The sequence below is a fragment of the Paenibacillus sp. FSL K6-1096 genome (genome assembly GCF_037977055.1).
In the GTDB taxonomy this organism is placed as follows: domain Bacteria; phylum Bacillota; class Bacilli; order Paenibacillales; family Paenibacillaceae; genus Paenibacillus_AQ.
Map to the genome: position 1 here is coordinate 1,897,348 of NZ_CP150274.1, position 19,951 is coordinate 1,917,298.

The 19,951-nt window shown below is 55.4% G+C and carries 18 protein-coding genes and 1 other RNA gene; 1 reads left to right on the top strand and 18 read right to left on the bottom strand.

The features are described 5' to 3' along the window. Window positions 1-11: 11 nt before the first annotated feature. Entirely contained in the window at window positions 12-1,451 is a 1,440-nt protein-coding gene (locus tag MHI24_RS08360; protein WP_340025180.1) for a PLP-dependent aminotransferase family protein, read from the bottom strand. Between the two features lie 95 nt (window positions 1,452-1,546). Between MHI24_RS08360 and MHI24_RS08365 the strand changes: the two genes are divergently transcribed. Then, window positions 1,547-2,761 (top strand): PLP-dependent aminotransferase family protein, encoded by a 1,215-nt coding sequence (locus MHI24_RS08365; protein ID WP_340025181.1) that lies wholly within the window; start codon window positions 1,547-1,549, stop codon window positions 2,759-2,761. A gap of 117 nt (window positions 2,762-2,878) precedes the next feature. Here the strand turns inward: MHI24_RS08365 and rnpB are convergent. The 17 genes from rnpB to MHI24_RS08450 form a co-directional block, all read right to left on the bottom strand. Further along, window positions 2,879-3,290, bottom strand: an RNA gene (gene rnpB, locus MHI24_RS08370) — RNase P RNA component class A. Between the two features lie 62 nt (window positions 3,291-3,352). Further along, window positions 3,353-4,468, bottom strand: a complete 1,116-nt coding sequence (locus tag MHI24_RS08375; protein WP_340025182.1) for a Nif3-like dinuclear metal center hexameric protein — start codon at window positions 4,466-4,468, stop codon at window positions 3,353-3,355. Further along, window positions 4,444-5,220 carry a class I SAM-dependent methyltransferase gene (locus MHI24_RS08380; RefSeq protein WP_340025183.1) on the bottom strand — a complete coding sequence of 259 codons (777 nt, stop codon included), beginning with the start codon at window positions 5,218-5,220 and terminating at the stop codon, window positions 4,444-4,446. The genes MHI24_RS08375 and MHI24_RS08380 overlap by 25 nt, the downstream gene beginning before the upstream one ends. Further along, on the bottom strand, window positions 5,217-6,041 hold the full coding sequence (locus tag MHI24_RS08385; RefSeq protein WP_340025184.1) for a hypothetical protein: 825 nt from the start codon (window positions 6,039-6,041) through the stop codon (window positions 5,217-5,219). Before MHI24_RS08385 ends, MHI24_RS08380 begins: the two co-directional genes overlap by 4 nt. Before the next feature lie 126 nt (window positions 6,042-6,167). Continuing rightward, window positions 6,168-7,301, bottom strand: a complete 1,134-nt coding sequence (rpoD, locus tag MHI24_RS08390; RefSeq protein WP_340025185.1) for an RNA polymerase sigma factor RpoD — start codon at window positions 7,299-7,301, stop codon at window positions 6,168-6,170. Between the two features lie 40 nt (window positions 7,302-7,341). Further along, window positions 7,342-9,162, bottom strand: coding sequence for a DNA primase (gene dnaG / locus MHI24_RS08395; RefSeq protein WP_340025186.1), 1,821 nt, complete (start codon window positions 9,160-9,162; stop codon window positions 7,342-7,344). Between the two features lie 39 nt (window positions 9,163-9,201). Beyond that, a complete protein-coding gene (locus MHI24_RS08400) occupies window positions 9,202-9,681 on the bottom strand; it encodes a YaiI/YqxD family protein (protein WP_340025187.1) in 480 nt (159 codons plus the stop codon). Window positions 9,682-9,855: 174 nt separating this feature from the next. Continuing rightward, on the bottom strand, window positions 9,856-11,937 hold the full coding sequence (glyS, locus tag MHI24_RS08405) for a glycine--tRNA ligase subunit beta (RefSeq protein ID WP_340025188.1): 2,082 nt from the start codon (window positions 11,935-11,937) through the stop codon (window positions 9,856-9,858). Beyond that, window positions 11,930-12,817 (bottom strand): glycine--tRNA ligase subunit alpha, encoded by an 888-nt coding sequence (gene glyQ / locus MHI24_RS08410; protein ID WP_340025189.1) that lies wholly within the window; start codon window positions 12,815-12,817, stop codon window positions 11,930-11,932. The genes glyS and glyQ overlap by 8 nt, the downstream gene beginning before the upstream one ends. 445 nt (window positions 12,818-13,262) lie before the next feature. Beyond that, a complete protein-coding gene (gene recO / locus MHI24_RS08415) occupies window positions 13,263-14,018 on the bottom strand; it encodes a DNA repair protein RecO (protein ID WP_340025190.1) in 756 nt (251 codons plus the stop codon). Window positions 14,019-14,054: 36 nt separating this feature from the next. Next, window positions 14,055-14,198 (bottom strand): YqzL family protein, encoded by a 144-nt coding sequence (locus tag MHI24_RS08420; RefSeq protein ID WP_340025191.1) that lies wholly within the window; start codon window positions 14,196-14,198, stop codon window positions 14,055-14,057. A gap of 107 nt (window positions 14,199-14,305) precedes the next feature. Then, a complete protein-coding gene (gene era, locus MHI24_RS08425; protein ID WP_340025192.1) occupies window positions 14,306-15,199 on the bottom strand; it encodes a GTPase Era in 894 nt (297 codons plus the stop codon). Between the two features lie 761 nt (window positions 15,200-15,960). Next, complete coding sequence (locus MHI24_RS08430; RefSeq protein ID WP_340025193.1) at window positions 15,961-16,089, bottom strand: hypothetical protein; 129 nt, start codon at window positions 16,087-16,089, stop codon at window positions 15,961-15,963. A gap of 211 nt (window positions 16,090-16,300) precedes the next feature. Then, on the bottom strand, window positions 16,301-16,720 hold the full coding sequence (locus tag MHI24_RS08435) for a cytidine deaminase (RefSeq protein ID WP_238654597.1): 420 nt from the start codon (window positions 16,718-16,720) through the stop codon (window positions 16,301-16,303). 77 nt (window positions 16,721-16,797) lie between these two features. Next, window positions 16,798-17,193 carry a diacylglycerol kinase family protein gene (locus MHI24_RS08440; protein WP_340025194.1) on the bottom strand — a complete coding sequence of 132 codons (396 nt, stop codon included), beginning with the start codon at window positions 17,191-17,193 and terminating at the stop codon, window positions 16,798-16,800. Continuing rightward, entirely contained in the window at window positions 17,193-17,693 is a 501-nt protein-coding gene (ybeY, locus tag MHI24_RS08445) for an rRNA maturation RNase YbeY (RefSeq protein ID WP_340025195.1), read from the bottom strand. The genes MHI24_RS08440 and ybeY overlap by 1 nt, the downstream gene beginning before the upstream one ends. Then, window positions 17,665-19,944, bottom strand: a complete 2,280-nt coding sequence (locus MHI24_RS08450; RefSeq protein WP_340025196.1) for an HDIG domain-containing metalloprotein — start codon at window positions 19,942-19,944, stop codon at window positions 17,665-17,667. The genes ybeY and MHI24_RS08450 overlap by 29 nt, the downstream gene beginning before the upstream one ends. Window positions 19,945-19,951: the final 7 nt, after the last annotated feature.

Consider the following 19,951-nt stretch of genomic DNA (forward strand, 5'->3'; position numbering starts at 1 on the left):
GCGCAATCCGGTTATTCCGATGATTGCAGATACCGTTCCAGCAGCTGCAGGAACTGCTTCAGCCCGCGCTCCATCCCTTCCGGTGTGAGCTGCGAATAACACAGCCGGATATGCCGGGAGGGCTTATCCCCGGCATAACAAACATCGCCGGGCAGGAAGGAGATGCCCTCCTGCTCCGCCAGGTCATGCAGCCGGCTGATCTTGGCAGCTGGCGGAAGCTGCAGCCACAGGTTCAGCCCGCCCCCGGGCAGCTGCCAGGTTACACCCGGCGGGGCGTACTGCTTCAGCAGCCTCGCGGCTGATTCCTGGCGGAGACGCAGCGCCGTCCGCAGCTTCGCTGCGTAATTCTCATACTTGCCTGCGATGAAGGGCAATACCGCCCGCTGGGTCAGCAGCGGGCTGCCCAGATCACTAGCCGACTTGGCGGCGATCAATCTGGAGAGGATATTGCCTCCGGCCGCTACACAGGCGATGCGGCAGCCGGGGGCAAGGACCTTGCTGAAGCTTTTCATATAGACCACATGCCCTCCGGCATCCATGGATTTGATGGATGGCGGGGGCGGCTTATGGAAATACAGATCACTGAACGGATCATCCTCAACAATCAGACAGCGGTAGCTGCGGGCAAGCTCCAGCAGCCGCTGTCTTCGTGCTAAACTCATTGTCGCTCCGCTCGGATTCTGGAAGGTCGGATTCGTATAGATCAGCTTCGGCGGCTTCCGGTCACACATCGCTGTAAGCTTATCCACTCTCATGCCGTCCCCGTCCATCGGAACGAAGATCATCTCTGCGCCCCGCCCGGCAAATACATCAATCGCCCCGGTATAGCTGGGCGCTTCCAGATAGACTGTATCCCCCGGCCCGACGAAGGTCCGGGCGACGAGATCGATCCCCTGCTGGGATCCGCTAGTAATCATCAGGTCTCCGGAACCGACCGCGATTCCCCGGCTCAGCAGATGACGGCGCATCACCTCGCGCAGCTCTGCATCCCCCTGAAAGTTCCCGTAGGACGCCATCAGCTCAGGCTGCTCCCGGACCAGTGCCGCCATCGTGGCGCCAATCGGCGCAAGCGGAAGCAGGCTGCTGTGAATGGCGGCCAAATGAAAGGGATACTCCACCTCAGACACATCGAAATTCCGCCACAGCTGGGCCCGCGGCAGGTAGTCGTCATAGCTGTCCTGCCAGCTCCCGCCTTCCCCCTGTGCACTCTGTTCCCGCCGGGCAACATAACAGCCCTTGCCCTGGCTGCAGAGGATATGCCCGCGTGCCTCCAGATCGGCATAAGCCTTGCTTACGGTGACCTGGCTGACCTTCAGGGATGATGACAGCCCTCTTACCGACGGCAGCCGGGTTCCCGGCTGAAGCAGTCCTGAGGTGATCCGCTGGGCAATCGTTCCGCTGATCTGCTGCGGCAGCGTCTGCCCGCTGCTGCGGATAATTTCGATATGCATTCTGCTTCCCCCTGACTGTTATATTCAGCGCTTTACTGTTATACCGCTATACCGTTATGATACTACAAAATTCATCAAAAGCGGGGAGCATGAACATGAAGATTCGATTTGCGGAAATGACGAACCACCTGGGATCGTCTGCCGTCCGCGATATTCTCAAAATTACCCAGGGCAAGGACATCATCTCCCTGGCAGGCGGGCTGCCGGCCGAGGAATTATTTCCCGCCGGAGCTATCCGCGAGGCCTACAGCCGGGTATTGTCGAACGATGCGTCCGCGCTGCAATACGGACTGACCGAGGGTTATCTTCCGCTGCGCGGGCAGATTGCCGCCAGACTCGGGCAGCAGGGAATGAAGGTATCCCCTGAGGAAATGATTCTGACCACCGGCTCCCAGCAGGCCATCGACCTGCTCTGCCGGGTTCTGCTTGACCCGGGGGACACCGTGCTGGTAGAGGCTCCAACCTACCTGGCGGCTCTCCAGGTGCTCGGCTCTTACCGTGCAGACATCCGGGTAGTGGAGAGCGATCAGGAAGGGATGGTGCCGGAGCATCTGGAGGAGCTGCTGCGCTCCTGCAGCCCTAAGCTGCTGTATGCCGTTCCCACCTTTAACAACCCGTCTGGCGGAACCTGGAGCAAGGCGCGCCGTGAGCAGGTAGTCTCCCTGTGCCGGAGATACGGCGTATTGCTGCTGGAGGATAATCCGTACGGAGAGATTACCTTCGATGAATCACCGGAGGCCTATCCGCCCACTCTGGCAGCTATAGACAGACAGCTGGGCGGTGAACCCTGTGTAGTCTATACCGGCACCTTCTCCAAAATAGTGGCCCCTGCCCTGCGGACCGGCTGGCTCACCGGCCCCGCCGAACTGGTCAAGATCATCGCCAGAGCCAAGCAGGCGGCTGACCTGCACTCCAGCGCCATTGACCAGCGCGCCCTGTATGAGCTGCTGCTGAGCTTCGACCTGGAGCAGCATATCAAGAAGATATCCCGTGAATACAAGTCACGGATGAAGCTGCTCTCGGCCGAGCTCACCGCCCAGTGCTGGGAAGATGCAAGCTTCCTTGAACCGCGCGGCGGCATGTTCCTGTGGCTGAGCCTGTCTCCCGGCATTAATACCGCAGAGCTGCTGCCGCTGGCCGTGGAAGAGGGCGTTGCCTTCGTTCCCGGGGAAGTGTTCTACCCGGAGCAGCCGCAGCGAAATGCCATGCGCCTCAACTTCACCCACACCCGGCCGGAGCTGCTGCCGCTGGCGGTGCAGCAGCTCGGGACCGCCTTGTCCCGGTATGAGGAGCGCGTGATTGCCCGGTAAATCTATAATTAACAAGAAGGGGTGTCCCGCAAGCCATTGTCATGGCTTGCGGGACACCCCTTTATTGATGCGATGCATTCATTATATAACTGTACTTATCAGTTCAGCGTTGTCAGTTGGGAAAGTTTGCCGTAAGCCGGGTTCTGTGCTCGTTGTGGTTCAGACGGGAACTACCCTCCCACCATAAGCGACAATCATCTATCTAGGCTATACATTACTGCATAGCTCCAGCGACCAACCTAGACGCGCCTCAGGCGAAGGCTGCGGCTTCCGTGAAGAAGACGCTGCGTCTCATTAGGTCTTGCTCCAGATGGGGTTTACCAGGAACGAAGTCACCAGCGTTCCTCGGGGTCTCTTACACCTCGGTTCCATCCTTGCCTGTGCCGCCCGCAGGCGGCCATCGGCGGTCCATTTCTGTGGCACTATCCTTCGGCTCGCGCCGACTGGATGTTATCCAGCACCCTGCCTTGTGGAGCCCGGACTTTCCTCCCGTATACTCGCGTATACCGGCGATTGTCTGTCAAACTTTCCGATACAACATTGTATATTATACAGAGATGTGCCAGCCCGCACAAGGGCTAATAATTACTTTTACAGGAATTGAAAGGGCTCGGTGTCAGGCTGCGAGGCATGAACCACAGTGCCGTATTTATTCGCAGCCAGCTTATCCGCGAGATACTCCGCCACCTTCTCCTTCATAATTTTCTCCGCGTTATGCCCCGGATCGATCAGAGCAATTCCAGCCAGATAGGCATCTTGGGCGGTATGGTAATCAATATCCCCGGTGACCAGCACATCCGCCCCTTTGAAGATCGCGCTGCTGTAATACTTGGCACCGGAACCGCCCAGCACCGCTGCCTTGCGGACCGGACGGTCCAACTCCCCGACTACCCGTACGCTAGGCACATTAAGCCCGGACTTGACTGTCTCAATGAACGCTCCCAGCGTGGTCGGCTCCTTCAGCTTCCCGACTCTTCCGAGTCCCAGGCTGCGCCCTTTGAGATCCATGGAATACAGATCATAGGCTACCTCTTCATACGGATGGGCCTTCAGCATCGCCTGGACCACCTTATTCCGGACCGGCTGCGGGACAATGGTCTCAATGCGGATTTCTTCAGCCCGCTCCAGCTTGCCCGGCTTTCCGATATAAGGATCTGTCCCCTCCTGCGGAAGGAAGGTGCCGTAGCCTTCGATATTGAAGCTGCAATGGCTGTAATTGCCGATGTGGCCCGCCCCGGCGTTCAGAATAGCGTCCAGCACCTTCTGATGATGATCCTTCGGCACGAACACGACCAGCTTGGACAACTGCTCTGTATGGATATCCTTGATCGGTGCACCGTTCTCTATCCCGAGAGCCTCTGCCATCCAGTCATTCATTCCGCCTTCGGCCACATCCAGATTCGTATGGCTGATATAGACGGCAATGTCATGCTTGATCAGCTTCTCATACAGACGGCCCATAGGGGTATCTGTGAGAATGCCTTTGATCGGCCGGAAAATCACCGCATGATGGGCAATGATCAGATTGCAGCCCTTGGCCACCGCCTCGTCTACGACCTGCTCATTGACATCCAGGGCGGTCAGCACGCCGGTAATCTCCTTCTGTAGAGTACCCACCTGCAGCCCGACATTATCCCATTCCTCCGCCAGATGCTTCGGGGCAAGCTGCTCCATATATCCGATTACAGTCTGTCCTTTGGCAAACATTCCAGCACCTCCCTGATCTGCTTAATCTGCAGCATTACCTTGCTGCGTTTCTCTTCGGCCGCCGCAAGCTCTGAACGGGCAAGTGATGACAGTATCGTCTCCAGCTTGGAGATTTCCCCCTGCCATTTCGCCGCAAACACCGGGTTCGGCGATTGCAGCAGCCACGGTCCCATCTGCAGCAGCAGCTCCTGATCACACTGGACCTTGCCCCCGGCAAGAGCACGCCCGCTGTACAGCTGTTCATTCGTCAGCGCAGCCTGGCCCTCCGGTACAGCCGTCAGAATCTCATAGATTTTGCCGTCTTCCTCCAGAATATGCTCCGCAGTCAGCACCCAGCCCCTGCTCAGCAGCCATCGGCGCAGAATATCCTCGCCGACGTTCGGCTGCAGCGCCAGCGTCTTCACCCCGGCCAGCTTGCCGAGCTTCTGCCCGCGTTCCAGAATCGCCGCAATCAGCGATCCGCCCATACCGGCAATGGTGATGCAGTCCGCTTCCCCAGGCTCCAGCACTTCAAGCCCGTCTCCGCGCCGGACGGCAATCTGTCTGCTGAGCCCGGCTTCCGCGACCCCTCTGTTTGCCGCTTCGTAAGGACCGGCATTCACCTCTCCGGCAATAGCAGCCGCAGCTCTTCCGCTCTGCACGGCAGCCACCGGCAACAGCGCATGATCTGAGCCGATATCGGCAAGCACGCTGCCTTCCGGCACCTGCTCCAGCAGCAGCTGAAGACGGTCTGATAATTTGATATTGTTCATGATGCCACCCACGTTATCCATTTTTTTCTGAAGAGGAACAGCAGCGCAAGGCCTGCCGCAACCTTCAGGATTAATACAAGCGAAGTCCATTCCGGGAAGCCCGAGCGGAGCCACAACGCATCCACCTCCGGCATAAGCCAGAGGCAGACGCCAACCCCCAGATACACCCCTGAGACCCCGCTGACCCGGTGATACAGCAGCCAGCTCAGCCAGATCATCAGCACACACAGCGGAAGCCAGAGCAGCTCCAGCTCAAGGATCGAAGCATCCGGCCGCTCCTGGCCGAAGAATCCGGCATAGAGCAGCGCCCAGAAGGCATATCCGCAGAAATGCAGCAGCCCTATACGCAAAAAGAAGCCCAGCACACACCACAGCAGGCCGCAGAACGCAATGAGCAGCGGCCTCCAGAAGCCGGGATCAAGCTCATGCAGGGCTATCAGCCAGAGGCCGAAGCCCAGCGTAAGCACACTGCCGATTCCGGCCAGCAGCAGACTGATCAGCTTGTTGCGGTCCAGATACACAGCCGAATAGCCGTAACACACGATGAGGACACAGAGTGCCGTGGCAAGTTGCAAAGGCCAGGGAAAAACGCTAAAATAAAGACTGATCAAGAAAATCAAGGAAATTATTCCAAAACCAAACAGCCAAATTTTGATGCTTCCCTGCTGGAGATTCCGCAGCGAGACCGGGTTGCTGTCCTTCAGGTCCGCCTGGTCATCATACAGGTTGGTCAGAAAGTCACAGTATTGCTCCGGCAGCAGCTTGCTTCTTCTCCAATACTGAATTTCTCTTAATATAGTGTCACGCTTCTCCAGATTCAAGCGGCATCCCTCTTTCCAGAACTGGCCTTCATTCTGTCTCAAGCACAAGGAACTCTAAGTCCGGGCAACCCCTCATCATAGAAAAGACCTCCTGCCACCATGCAGCAGAAGGTCCGGTTGTACGATCTATTCGAGGAAGTCCTTCAGCCGCTTGCTGCGGCTCGGGTGACGAAGCTTGCGCAGCGCTTTGGCTTCAATCTGGCGGATACGCTCACGGGTCACGCCGAACACCTTGCCCACTTCCTCCAGCGTTCTCGTCCGGCCGTCATCCAGGCCGAAGCGCAGACGAAGCACGTTCTCCTCACGCTCTGTGAGCGTGTCCAGCACATCCTCCAGCTGTTCCTTCAGCAGTTCATAGGCCGCAGCATCGGCAGGCGCCAATGCCTCCTGGTCTTCAATGAAATCACCCAGATGCGAATCGTCTTCTTCCCCGATCGGCGTCTCCAGGGAGACCGGCTCCTGGGCAATCTTCATAATCTCTCTGACCTTCTCTACCGTAAGCTCCATCTCCGCCGCAATCTCTTCCGGCGACGGCTCACGGCCAAGCTCCTGCAGCAGCTGCCGGGATACCCGGATCAGCTTGTTAATGGTCTCTACCATATGCACAGGGATACGGATCGTACGCGCCTGGTCGGCAATCGCACGGGTGATCGCCTGCCGGATCCACCAGGTGGCATAGGTACTGAATTTGAAGCCTTTATTGTGGTCAAACTTCTCAACCGCTTTGATCAGACCCATATTCCCTTCCTGAATCAGATCCAGGAACAGCATGCCGCGGCCGACATAGCGCTTGGCGATACTGACCACGAGCCGCAGGTTCGCTTCCGCCAGTCTGCGCTTCGCTTCCTCATCGCCATTCTTGATCCGCATCGCCAGCTCGACTTCATCGTCAGCCGACAGCAGCGGCACGCGGCCGATTTCCTTCAGATACATCCGCACGGGGTCGTTAATCTTGATTCCCGGAGGCAGCGAGAGGTCGTCGTCGAAGCTGAAATCATCGCCGTCCTTATCCTCATTATCATCGCTGGGCCGGAGGCTGTTCACCTCTTCATCATTCTCATTGACAACCTCAATCCCCAGATCGCTGAGCTGCTCATAGAACTCCTCCATCTGCTCGGGATCCTGATCGAACGGCGATAGCTTCTCCATGATATCTTTGTAATTCAGTGATGATCTTTTCTTGCCGTGATCAATAAGCTGATCCTTAACCTGATCCAGAGTAAATTCCGCTTCCAGCTCAGTGTGCTGATCGTTCGCCATAATTCGACTCCCTCCTCCCTAGGTACATCCTGTCAACTGCTCATTGTCTCTCTAGGGCTAAAATTTCACTTGCTATTTGTGCTGCACGCAAAAAGTCACCGGATTTCTCCGCCTGAATCATCTCTTCACGCTTAAGCTCAATTTTGCGCTGCATAGGATACTTCCGCACTTCACGAATATAATCGTCCAGAACCTGGGGACTCCAGTCCGGAGGGGTATCCATCATGGAGATGGCTGTTGCGGTCTTCTCCAGACGGTCATCCTGAAGCGATGACAGAAACCGGCTGATGCCGGGTGGTTTGCCTTGCGCATAATAAGCATATAGATAAGCGGCGATTGCCGCATGATCATCAATATTGAACTCTTCCCCGAGCCGTTCACCCACATAGGCTGCCGCTTCCGGGTCCTGAATCATCAGTGATAACAGACGCCGTTCCGCAACATGGTAAGCAGGCAGCAGTGTAGGTGTCTGCACTTGCCCTTTTTTATGCCTACCATTATTCCACCTTTTATCGTTATTATCCCCTTCGGGGTTGTTTTTTTGCATGGAGGCCCGAAGTAAATTACAATCCTGCTTCAGGCTGTCATAGGACAGCTCCAGTTCGGAGGAGATTTCACGCAGGTAGACCTCCCGCTCCGTCGAAGAATGGAGCCCGGCAATTACCTCCAGCGCCTCCTTGACATAGGCAATTTTGCCGTCTTCCTCTAGGAGTATATGGTTTTTTTTGAGATATATAAGCTTAAATTTGATGGATGACACTGCGGAGTCAATCACCTGTTCCCGGAACCGGTCCCCGCCATGCCGGGAGATGAATTCATCCGGGTCCATTCCGCTGGGAAGCAGCGCGACCTTAACACGCAGCCCGCTCTCTTCAAGCATAGGAATCGCCTTGCTCGCTGCGGCTTGTCCGGCCTTGTCCCCATCATAAGCAAGAACAATCTCATCCCCGAGGCTCTTCAGCAGTGCCACATGACTCTCGGTGAGCGATGTCCCCATCGTTGCTACCCCGTTATGCACACCTGCCTCCCAAGCCGAAATGACATCTCCGTATCCTTCGAAAAGTACGATTTGCCGCGATTTGCGGATGGATGCTTTGGATTGGTGCAGATTGTACAGAATCCGGCTCTTGTTGAACAGCCGGCTCTCCGGGGAATTCAGATACTTCGGCTGCCCGTCCCCGAGAATACGTCCGGCGAAGGCAATCGTCTTGCCCATCCGGTTGGCAATCGGGAAGATCACCCGGCCGCGGAAGCGGTCCAGATAGCCCTTGCCTTCTCCCCTGGCAGACAGCAGCCCGCCCTTCTCCATCTCGGCGAGATCGAAGCTGCGCTTCTCCAGAAACTGCAGCAGCGTGTCCCAGCGGTCAGGTGCATAACCGATCTGGAACTGGTCAATCATTCTGTCGCTGAACCCCCGGCCTCTTAGATAATCCATGGCAGCAGTGCCGTATTCCGTGTTCTTCAGCAAGAAATGATAGAACTTCGCCGTTAATTCATACGCCTGAATCAGCCGGTCCCGCTCCGGGTCAGGTGGAGCAAGCGCCCCGCCTCTGCCCTCGGGAACCGGAATGTCACTCTCTTCCGCCATAATTCTGACTGCTTCGGGGAAGGATAATCCTTCGATTTCCATCCTGAATTTGATGGCATTTCCGCCCATACCGCAGCCAAAGCAATGAAAGACGCCCCGTTCCGGGGTGACGGTGAAGGAGGGGGATTTCTCCGAATGGAACGGGCAGAGACCCCACAGATATTTGCCCTGCTTGGACAAATGGACAACCTTACTGACGGTATCGACAATATCATGCCGCGCCAGTACGCTCTCAATGACCTCTTCGGGTACCCGGCCGTGTCCGCTAGCCACTTCAACCACCTTCATCTCTTAACAAATAAATATAATTCGCTATAGCTGGACATTCTCCTGCAAAATTGTTAAAAGTTTTGTCAGTTTATGTTGAAAAAGTTGTTTTTCCTGTGCGGTTATCGCTTTGGGCCCTTTGGAATAGTGACCGCGCCTGCGCTCAACCGCCCGCGCATGCCTGCCCTCCAGCATGAAATCCATGGTCGCATCCTCATATTCCTGCCCCCGGTTCGACAGCACCCGGCAGCGTTTGCCCAGTGCCAGCGCCGCAAGCCCGTAATCCTGCGTCACCACGATATCCCCGGCAGTAATATGGTTGGCAATATACAGATCGGCGCTGTCTGCCCCGCGGTCCACCTGCACCACCGTGACACCTTCCTCGGCCTTCAGCACATGATCGTAGGATGAGACCATCAGCACCGGCACGCCGAAGCTGCGGGCCGCAGCGGTAATCTCCGCCTTGACCGGGCAGGCATCGCCGTCAACGACAATTTTACCAAGCCAGGATGTTCCCACCAGCAATCACCAAATTCCTGTTAATATATATTACGCACCATGCTGCAAAAATCCTTCTTTGCAAAAGCATAAATACGGAACGAATGTCAACTTACGCATTGGCACCGTTCCGTATATTTATACCCTAAACACTCAATCTATACCACCCGGTTCACAAACAATACCAATAATCCGTCCTGCTTACCACACCAGCTTGCCGAAATCGGCGAACAGTCTGGAATCCGCATGGATACCGGCCAGCAGCGCCAGACGGCTGTTACGGATCGCCTCGTCCTCCGCCATGACCATGACCGAATCGAAGAATCCGGTGACGGCAGCTTCAAGTCCTGACAGAATCTGCAGTGCTTCGGCAGCATGTCTGGAAGCAAGGGCAGCGTGGTAAGGCTCATGTATACTCTGCCAGGTCTCGTACAGCTTCTGTTCCGCTTCTTCCTTCAGCAGGGAAGGTTCAATAACGGCACCCTCCGGAGCCTTGGCAGCCAGGTTGCTGACCCGGGTCAGCGAATCTACGGTTAGCTTGAAATCAGCCAGGTCAGTCACGGCATTCATCAAGGCCAGGCTTCTGGCAACGACATCAACGATATCATCGAATCCTGCCGCCGTGGCCGCATCCACCACGTCATAACGGACATTGTTGTCGGATAACAGGCGTTTCACGCGCAGGCCGAAGAACTCGTACAGACTTATACGCAGCTCAGGGGCAAAAGGTTTCTCCGGACGTGAGCTTTCATGAACCTCCAGTGCTGCGGCAAAAATCTCCTGCAGGCTGAGCTTCAGCTGATGCTCCAGCACAATCTGCACAATGCCCGCCGCCTGACGGCGCAGCGCATAAGGGTCCTGGGAGCCGGTTGGGATGATCCCGATGGAGAAGCAGCCCACGATTGTATCGATTTTATCGGCAATGCTGACAACCAGACCTGCCTCGGTAGATGGAACGGCGTCTCCGGCGAAGCGCGGCTGGTAATGCTCGAAGATCGCTTTGGCTACCTGCTCCTCTTCCCCGGCCTTACGGGCATAATCCTCACCCATCGTGCCCTGCAGCTCAGGGAATTCGCCGACCATCTGGGTAACCAGGTCGAACTTGCAGATATCTGCCGTGCGGCTGACTTCTGCAGCAGCCTTGGCCGGCAGCTCCAGCTTCACAGCCAGACGGTCTGCGATGGCGCGGATACGGCGCACTTTGTCGCCGACGCTGCCCAGCTCTTCATGGTAGACGATATTCTCCAGTTTGGCCAGTGCATCATTAATCTGCAGCTTCTGGTCTTCTTCATAGAAGAATTTGGCATCCGACAAGCGGGCGCGCAATACCTTCTCGTTCCCCTTGGCGATAACGTCCAGCGATACTGCATTCCCGTTACGTACCGTAACGAAGAATGGCAGCAGCTTGCCGTCAGCACCGAATACCGGGAAGTACCGCTGATGCTCGCGCATGGAGGTAATCAGCACATCCTGGGGAATATTCAGGAATGCCGGATCGAAGGTGCCGAACAGGACCGTAGGCGTCTCAACCAGGAACAGGACCTCTTCCAGCAGATCCTCCTTAATCGCAATCTTCCAGCTTTTCTCTTCGGCCAGCTTATGAATTCCGCTGAGAATCAGCTCTTCGCGCTCCTTCACATCTGCCAGTACATGCTGGCTGCGCAGCGCTTCAACGTACTGCGCAGGCTCCGTAATAACAGCTTCTTCTCCCAGGAAGCGGTGGCCGCGGCTCACATTGCCCGCCTTGACTCCGGCTATTTCCAGATCAATGATCTCCTGGCCGAACAGGGCCACCATCCAGCGGATCGGACGGACGAATTTGAAATCATATGCGCCCCAGCGCATATTCTTCGGGAACGTCATGGCATGGACAATGCCGGCAAGACCTTCAGAGAGCAGGGAAGCCGTCTCGGTTCCGGTGCTGTTCTTGGTTACATAGATATACTCTACCCCGGCCAGTTCCTTGAAGGTGAATTGCTCCGGCTCCACGCCCTGGCTGCGGGCGAAGCCCAGTGCCGCCTTGCTCCAGTTGCCTTCAGCATCCAGAGCGATTTTGCGGGACGGGCCTTTGACTTCCTCACTAACATCCTCCTGGCGTTCAGCGGCATCCTTCACCAGCACGGCCAGGCGGCGCGGTGTGGCATAAGCGCTGACGCCGCTATGACTGATGCGTGAAGCATCCAGCCATTTCACCGTTTTGTCCTGCAGCTGCTCCATAGCCGCACGGATGAAGCGTGCAGGGATTTCTTCCAGACCGATCTCGAACAGAATATCTTTAGACAAGGTCAGCACCTTCTTTCTTCAGCAGCGGGAAGCCCAGCTTCTCGCGTTCCTCCAGATATGTCGCCGCTACGCTGCGGGCCAGATTGCGGACTCTTGTAATGAAGCCTGTGCGTTCGGTTACGCTGATCGCTCCGCGCGCATCCAGCAGGTTGAAGGTATGCGAGCATTTCAGCACATAATCGTAGGCCGGGAAGACGAGATGCTTCTCCATCGCTCTGCGGGCTTCCTCTTCATAGGTGTTGAACAGGCTGAACAGCATTTTGACATCGGAGACTTCAAAAGTATACGTAGAGTGCTCAACCTCCGGCTGATGGAACACATCCCCGTAAGTCATTCCGTCTACCCACTCCAGGTCGAATACATTCTCCTTCTCCTGAATGTAGGACGCCAGACGCTCCATTCCGTACGTAATCTCCACAGCCACCGGACTGGTTTCGATTCCGCCAACTTGCTGGAAGTAGGTAAATTGCGTAATTTCCATTCCGTCCAGCCAGACCTCCCAGCCGAGACCGGCGCAGCCCAGGGACGGATTCTCCCAGTTATCTTCGACAAACCGCACATCATGCAGCAGAGGGTCTACACCTAGTGCCTTCAGACTGTCCAGGTAGAGCTCCTGAATGTTGTCCGGGGAAGGCTTGATAATGACCTGGAACTGGTGGTGCTGGTACAAGCGGTTCGGGTTCTCCCCGTAACGGCCGTCCGACGGGCGGCGGGAAGGCTCAACATAAGCAACCTTCCACGGCTCAGGGCCCAGGGAACGCAAAAATGTCATCGGATTCATTGTTCCCGCCCCTTTCTCCGTATCATACGGCTGGACGAGAATGCAGTTCTGGGCGGCCCAGAATTGCTGCAGCGTCAGAATCATCTGCTGAAAGTTCATAACTACCGTCTCCTTCGCTATACAAGTGTGTACTGCCTCTTGCCCTGTGACTGACGCTTGCTGCTGCGCGATGGAGGCGGTACAGGCTTCTATGTCGCAGCGGCAGACTGTGGAATCCGTTCCAAAGTCTCCGCCGCAGATCAAAAAGCTCCCGCCCCCATGCCTGATATACAGACATAGGGACGAGAGCTTAACTTATCTTCTCCCGCGGTTCCACCCTACTTGATTACGCTACGCGAAATCCACTTTTCATTCTGCCGCTTCCGTACTCCCGGGCGCCCTGTTCATGAACGTTGTCCCGCCAGGCTTCCACTCTCCCCGGCTCGCTGCTGCGACAATACTGTCCACTACTTTCCCGATCACTGCACGCTCTCCATTAACTGGAGTCAAGCGCGGCACTGTATTTAAGAAACTGAACTTATAGTAACGGATATTTCGCGTTTCGTCAAATATTGTATTTATCCAGCTGGTCCAGAAAGCTCTGCGACTTCAGCTTTAGCCCAAGCTGGAAATCCATGAATGCCCGCATAATCTTCTTCAGCTCGGCCCGGGTCTCCGGCTTCACATCCACATTGCCCAGTCTGGTCAGGTCAAGTCTGGCAAACACCCGCAGCAGCTTCAGAGCCCGCGGCGAGATCTCCATCGCCGGCGGATCATTGTGCCGGCAGCTGCGGCATAACACGCCGCCAAGACGGGGACTGATCCGCAGCTCTTCATCCGGCTTGTCCTGGCCGCAGGCAATGCAGCTATCCAACTGCGGCCCGTATCCCGCCGCCTGAAGCACCTTCATCTCGAATACATTCAGAATAATTCCGGGTTCCTTGTCTTCTTCCAGTGCATTCAGGCAGGCGTTGAGCTGGCGGAACCAGAAGCTGCCCGTCTCTTCATCATGCAGCACCCGGTCGAGCAGCTCGCAGGCATAGGAGGCATACGCCGCCTTGACCAGATCCTCCCGCAGCCCATGATGGGATTTCGTAATCTCTCCGGCATTCAGTGTTCCCAGTCCCCCGTTGTTGCGGAAGAACACGAATTCTCCGGTTGTGAACAGCTGGATCAGAGCAGCATGGCGGCTCTTGACCTTCTTGGCGCCCCGGACCAGAACTCCTACTTTGCCCGCGTTCTCGGTGCAAAGCGTAATAATGGCGTTCCCTTCACCGTAATCCATGCTGCGGATGACGATCCCTTCCACCCTGTATAACATGCCTCTTCCCCCAACCACTCGGCAAGCAACCAGTCCTTATTGGGCTTCTTCATCAATAGCCATCTCTTCCTCCGCCGGCAGCGGACTGCTGTTCTCCGGCGAATCCCCGGCTTCCCTGTACAGCAAATACGCATCGAGATCCCCAGTCATTGCAAAATACTTCCACGAAAAATTCCGCATTCGTATTCATCCTCTCTTCGGAAACACGATGTCTCTTCAAAAATAGGATGTGCGATGCTGAGGGATCTATCCGTGCAATTCCTGCCAGCGATGCCGCATTCCGAGTCTTATTGATCCTTGTGGAAGCCCAAATCCCGCAGCACGCGTTCCTGGTTGCGCCAGTCTTTTTTCACCTTTACCCATAGCTCCAGGAAAATCTTCGAGCCCAGCAGATTCTCAATGTCCGTCCGCGCCCGGCGTCCGACCTCTTTCAGCATGGCTCCCTGCTTGCCGATAATAATCCCCTTCTGGGAATCACGTTCTACAAAGATCACCGCCGAAATATGCACTACCCCGTTAGTCTCGACCTTCATATCCTCAATCGCCACCGCAATGGAATGCGGCACCTCTTCGCGGGTCAGATGCAGAATCTTCTCGCGGATCAGCTCGGCACAGACGAATTGCTCCGGGTGGTCGGTAATCTGGTCATCCGGGTAATACTGCGGCCCTTCCGGCAGATACTTCTGCACCTGCTCCAGCAGCGTATTGACATTGTTGCCCAGCTTGGCGGAGATCGGTACGATCTCGGCAAACTCGTGCAGCTTATTGTATTCCGTAATCATCGGCAGCAGTTCATCCAGCTCAATCTTGTCAATCTTGTTCATAACCAGAATCACCGGAGTCTCGATGGAATTCAGCTGCTCGGCAATAAAGCGGTCGCCGCCGCCCATCCCCTCAGAGGCATCCACCAGGAACAGCACCGCCTCCACTTCATGGAGTGTGCTCATCGCCGTCTGGTTCATGTAGTCGCCCAGCTTGGACTGTCTTTTATGAATACCCGGGGTGTCCAGGAATACAATCTGTGAATTGTTCGCCGTATATACCCCGTGAATTTTGTTGCGGGTGGTCTGCGGCTTGTCCGACATAATGGCGATCTTCTGGCCGATTACCTGGTTCATCAGTGTTGATTTGCCTACGTTCGGTCTGCCGATGATGGCGACAAACCCTGATTTGAATTTCATATGATCTTCCTTCCCTACTACGTGGTTAAAATCGTCCATGGCGTTTTAGATGAATCTGGTTTAAAAGCTTTAAAGCTTAAAGCGTCAATCTCAAAACGGCAATTCTAAAGCGTTCGATCCTAAAGCGTTCGATCCCCCTAAATCCCCCTTCGCCAAGGGGGACCCCAAGGGCCCCGGCCCTCTGGACACCCGGAAGTAGCGTGGGCGCAGCGTTTGGCGCGGGAAGCGGCTTGTAGAGCATGAGCGCTTGCCGTTCCCTGCGGGAACACGCTTGACTGTGGCGCTTGGGATTGGCGGTGGGCTGGCGTTTCACGCGGCGCAGGAACTTTTGGAGCATGAAGCGCTTGCTGTTCCCTGCGGGAACACGCTTGACTGCCGCGCATAAGAGACGGGTTACTTTAACAACTAACTACTTTAACAACTAACTACTAGCTTAATTGTATTTTGTACACTTATTCTGCTCCAAATCAGCGGTTTTGACGGCTTAGTTGTAAATCATACATCTATTTTCCTCATCAAAGTTACTTTGGGCGATATCCGATGAATGTAGTTGTACAATTTACAATTAAATCTACTTTTGGCGGGAATATTGGAAAGTTAGTTGTACAATTTACAGTTAACTTTGGAGTATAGCTGGCGTTTCACGCGGCGCAGGGACTTTGGAGCATGAGCGCTTATCGTTCCCTGCGGGAACATGCTTGACTGTGGTGCGGATTATTAGTTGGAAACCCGAGCACTCGCCTGACCCATTGTTCCTGCATCTACATCCCATTCGCACCTGCATGCCCGTGCACCAGCACTAGCTCCAGCACCAGCACCAGCACTAGCTCCAGCTCCAGCTCCAGCTCCAGCTCCAGGCTCAATTGTATTTTGTACAGCAGAATCAGCAAATCCAGGGTTTTTTAGCGGTTCTATTGTATTTTGTACAGTAGATTTGATGCAAACAGGGCATAAGCAGGGTGATTTCAAATTTCTAATGCACGAAATACAACAGAACCTGTCTTGGACCCTTTCGCGGCACAATCTATTGTACGTTATACAGTAGAGTGTCCAACAGCAGCAATATGTTGCGGTCCTTATACCAGTACCAACCTGCTGCCGTCACTCCGCACTCTGTCCCTGCGCCAGATCAGCTGGGCCGAAGGCGCCGGGGAGCAGGTCGCGCACCGTAGTCTCCACAATATCGCCCTTCAGATTGCCGAGAATGACGGGCATGTCGGGGCCGCACAGCTCCACCATCACCTGGCGGCAGACACCGCAAGGCGATACAGGGCCTTCCGTGTCGGCTACGACAGCAATAGCCTTGAAGGTTCCGGGCTTATGTCCGTCTGCAATGGCGCGGAACATGGCTGTCCGTTCACCGCAATTGGTCGGACCGTAAGCGGCATTCTCGATGTTGCAGCCGTGGTGGACCTTACCGTCCTGATCCAGCAGCGCAGCCCCTACTCCAAAGCGGGAATACGGTATATATGCATTGGCTCTGGCCTTGATTGCTTCCTGAAGCAGATAAGCTGCATCCATAGTAATCCCCCTAATTTAAAGATGACGGAGCGCACAAAGCGGGTCCGCCTCTTCTACAAGCTGAAGTTGTAAACTGATTATGACATAAGTCTTGTGATCCAGTCCATTACGGGATGATAAAAAACATAAATCCCCGTAATCACGGCAAACACCGCCGCTAAGAGGACAGCGCCTGCGGCGGTATCTTTGGCCTTCTTCGCCAGCGGATGAATCTCGGGCGAGACCAGATCGATCGTCGCCTCAATCGCCGTGTTCAGCAGCTCAGCCGTCAGCACCAGGGTGATTGCCAGCAGCAGCAGCATCCAGCTGGACGGAGGAAGCCGGAGCACAGCGGCGGCGGCCACAACCAGAAGAGCAAAACAGCTGTGCACCTTCATATTCAGCTCCGATTTGAAGGCCGCTGCAATGCCCTGCGCTGCAAAACGGAAGGAATGCCAGAATTTTTTGTGGCCTGCCGCCGTATTCTTGACCATTAGCGTGTCAACCCGACCTGAGCCAGAACCTTCTCCTGCTTGGACATCATTTCCGCTTCCGCTTCAGGGTCCTGGTGGTCATAACCCAGCAAGTGCAGGAACCCGTGAACGAACAGGAAGCCCAGCTCCCGTTCCAGGGAATGGCCGTATTCCTCAGCCTGCTCCTGTGCCCGGGTAACCGAGATAATAATATCCCCCAGCACATTGGGCACTTCCTCCAGCTCCTCGTCTTCTTCCGCCAGGTCGTACCGGATCTCCAGCTCATCTTCTCCGGTTTCATTCATTGCAAAAGACAGCACATCCGTCGGACGGTCAATGCCCCGGTATTCCAGATTCAGCTCATGAATCCGCTCATTATTGACAAAGGTCAGGTCCACTTCACCCTCGGCAATCCCTTCGGCTTCACCGGCCTTCTGCAGGATCGTCTCCAGCAGCTCGATCAGACGGCTGTTAATTTCATATTCTTCCTGTTCATTGTTCCAAACGACGCTCAGGCTCATGTGTACTGGCCCCTTCCTCTTTTTTGGGCTTGCGCACATCCTCCGGATATTCGATCCGGGAATGGAAGATGCCCATAACGGTCTCTTTGAGTGTACGTGCGATAATATCCAGCTCTTTGAGCGTCAGATCGCATTCATCGAACTGATGGTCATCCAGCCGGCTTTTGATAATTTTCTCGATCATCGTCTCCACCTGCACTACAGTAGGCTTGCGGAGCGAACGGACCGCGGCCTCCACACTGTCGGCAATCCCGACCACTGCGGATTCCTTCGACTGCGCCTTAGGTCCCGGATACCGGAAATCCTCCTCGGTGAAGTCAGGCTCCACCCCTTTTTCCTCTGCAAGCTTCAACGCCTTATGATAAAAATAATGCAGGAACGTCGTACCATGATGCTGCTCGGCAATATCGCGGATCGGCTTCGGCAGCTTGTATTCCTTCTGCATTTCCACCCCGTCGCGGGCGTGGGCCACAATGATTGATTTGCTCAGCTTCGGCTCAATCGAATCATGCGGATTCTCCATATTGTTCTGGTTCTCAATGAAGTAGAACGGCCGCTTCGTCTTGCCGATATCGTGATAATACGAGCCTACGCGGCACAGCAGGCCGTCCGCACCTATCGCTTCAGCCGCCGCCTCGGACAGATTGCCGACCATGACACTGTGGTGATAGGTTCCCGGTGTCTCGGTGAGCAGCTTGCGCAGCAGCGGATGGTTCGGGTTCGACAATTCTACGAGCTTCAGCGCCGACAGAATGCCGAACGTAACCTCGAAGAATGGCATCAGTCCAATGACGAGAACCGCAGTCAGCAGCCCCCCGGCAAAAGAGAAGCCCAGTGCATACAGGGTAGAGGTCTCATTCCACACGCCGCCGCCCAGCATCGTCAGGATGGCTACCGTCAGGCAGCCGAACAGGGATACCATAATCCCGCCCTTCAGGAGTGTAGAGCGTTGCCCCGCACGGTGCGTGGAGAAGATGGCGACATAGCTCACAATCAGCGCAAAGAAGCCGAAGGTGAAATCAAATACCGTATTCTGCTGCACATTCAGAAGAATGCTGGCCAGAACGCTGAACAGAATCGAGCAGAAATAAGCCAGCGTCATATCCAGCAGCATGGAGATCAGCATCGCACCCAGCGCAACCGGAGCCAGATAGCCTATATAGGTCCGGACATCGGTCTGCAGGAAGGCGGTCAGCTTCATCAAAACAATAGTTATGATAAATACCAGTACCAGCATAAGCAGCTGGGAATTATTATACTTGAATCCCGAGGCTCCGCCGTTATAGCGGATGAAGGTCAGCAGTCCAAAGGACAGCAGTGCAGACAGCAGGAACAGTCCGAGCTGCGGCCAGTAGTTGATTTCCTTGCTCAGCAGCCCGTTTTCGTCCAGCAGCTTGTACAGTTCCGGCGTAATCTCCTGGTTCTTGGCGACCAGCACATCACCTTGCTCGATGAACACATCCGGCGTGTTCTGCCGGGCCTGTACCTTCGCTTCCTTGGTGGCATCCTCGTCATAGAACTTGTTGGCGGTGATGACCAGCCGCACCAGCTCCTGTACCACCTCGCGGGCGGTACGCTGCCCCAGCGAGCTGACACTGACCAGCTCAGCCACCCTGGCACGCGCCGTCTGGGCATCGGTAATCTGGTCATTCATCAGCTTGGTGACAATGTCCCGGGCCACCGGCTTCATCTCGATGATGTCCTGGGAGGTCAGCCGGGGGATTTTGATATAGGTCTCTTCGGGAATCACATACGCCTGATCCTGGATCACGGACTGCATTTCGTCCAGCAAATGCTCGGAATACGTTCCGGCCTTGGAACTGGCAGCCACGAAATTCAGAATGAAATCATTGGCCCGACGCGGAATTTCCTCCCGGTAGATCTTCGTCTTCTCACTCTGCGAGATCGTATCATCCTGATTGAGCCCGTCAATCCGGTCTAGCAGCATGGTTACGAGATTCTCCGACCGCATCGGTATAATCGCATACCGGTTGGGCACGTTCTCGGCCGCCTCTTCCTGGGCTTTCAGCTTGGCATTGGTGTCCAGGATCTGCTTGGGCGCTGTAATCTCCTTCGCGCTGCGTGTCCCCTCTTTGATATCATATTTCTTCGGCAACAGATCAGAGGACAGGCTGAAGTAGAAAACTAGCCCCAATAACAGGAAAAGAGCATAGCGCGAAACCGCGCTATACTTCCATCCGCTGGTACTATATACAAATCCGCTTAATTTCGATGGTTGCTTGGAGGCCATGAAGACA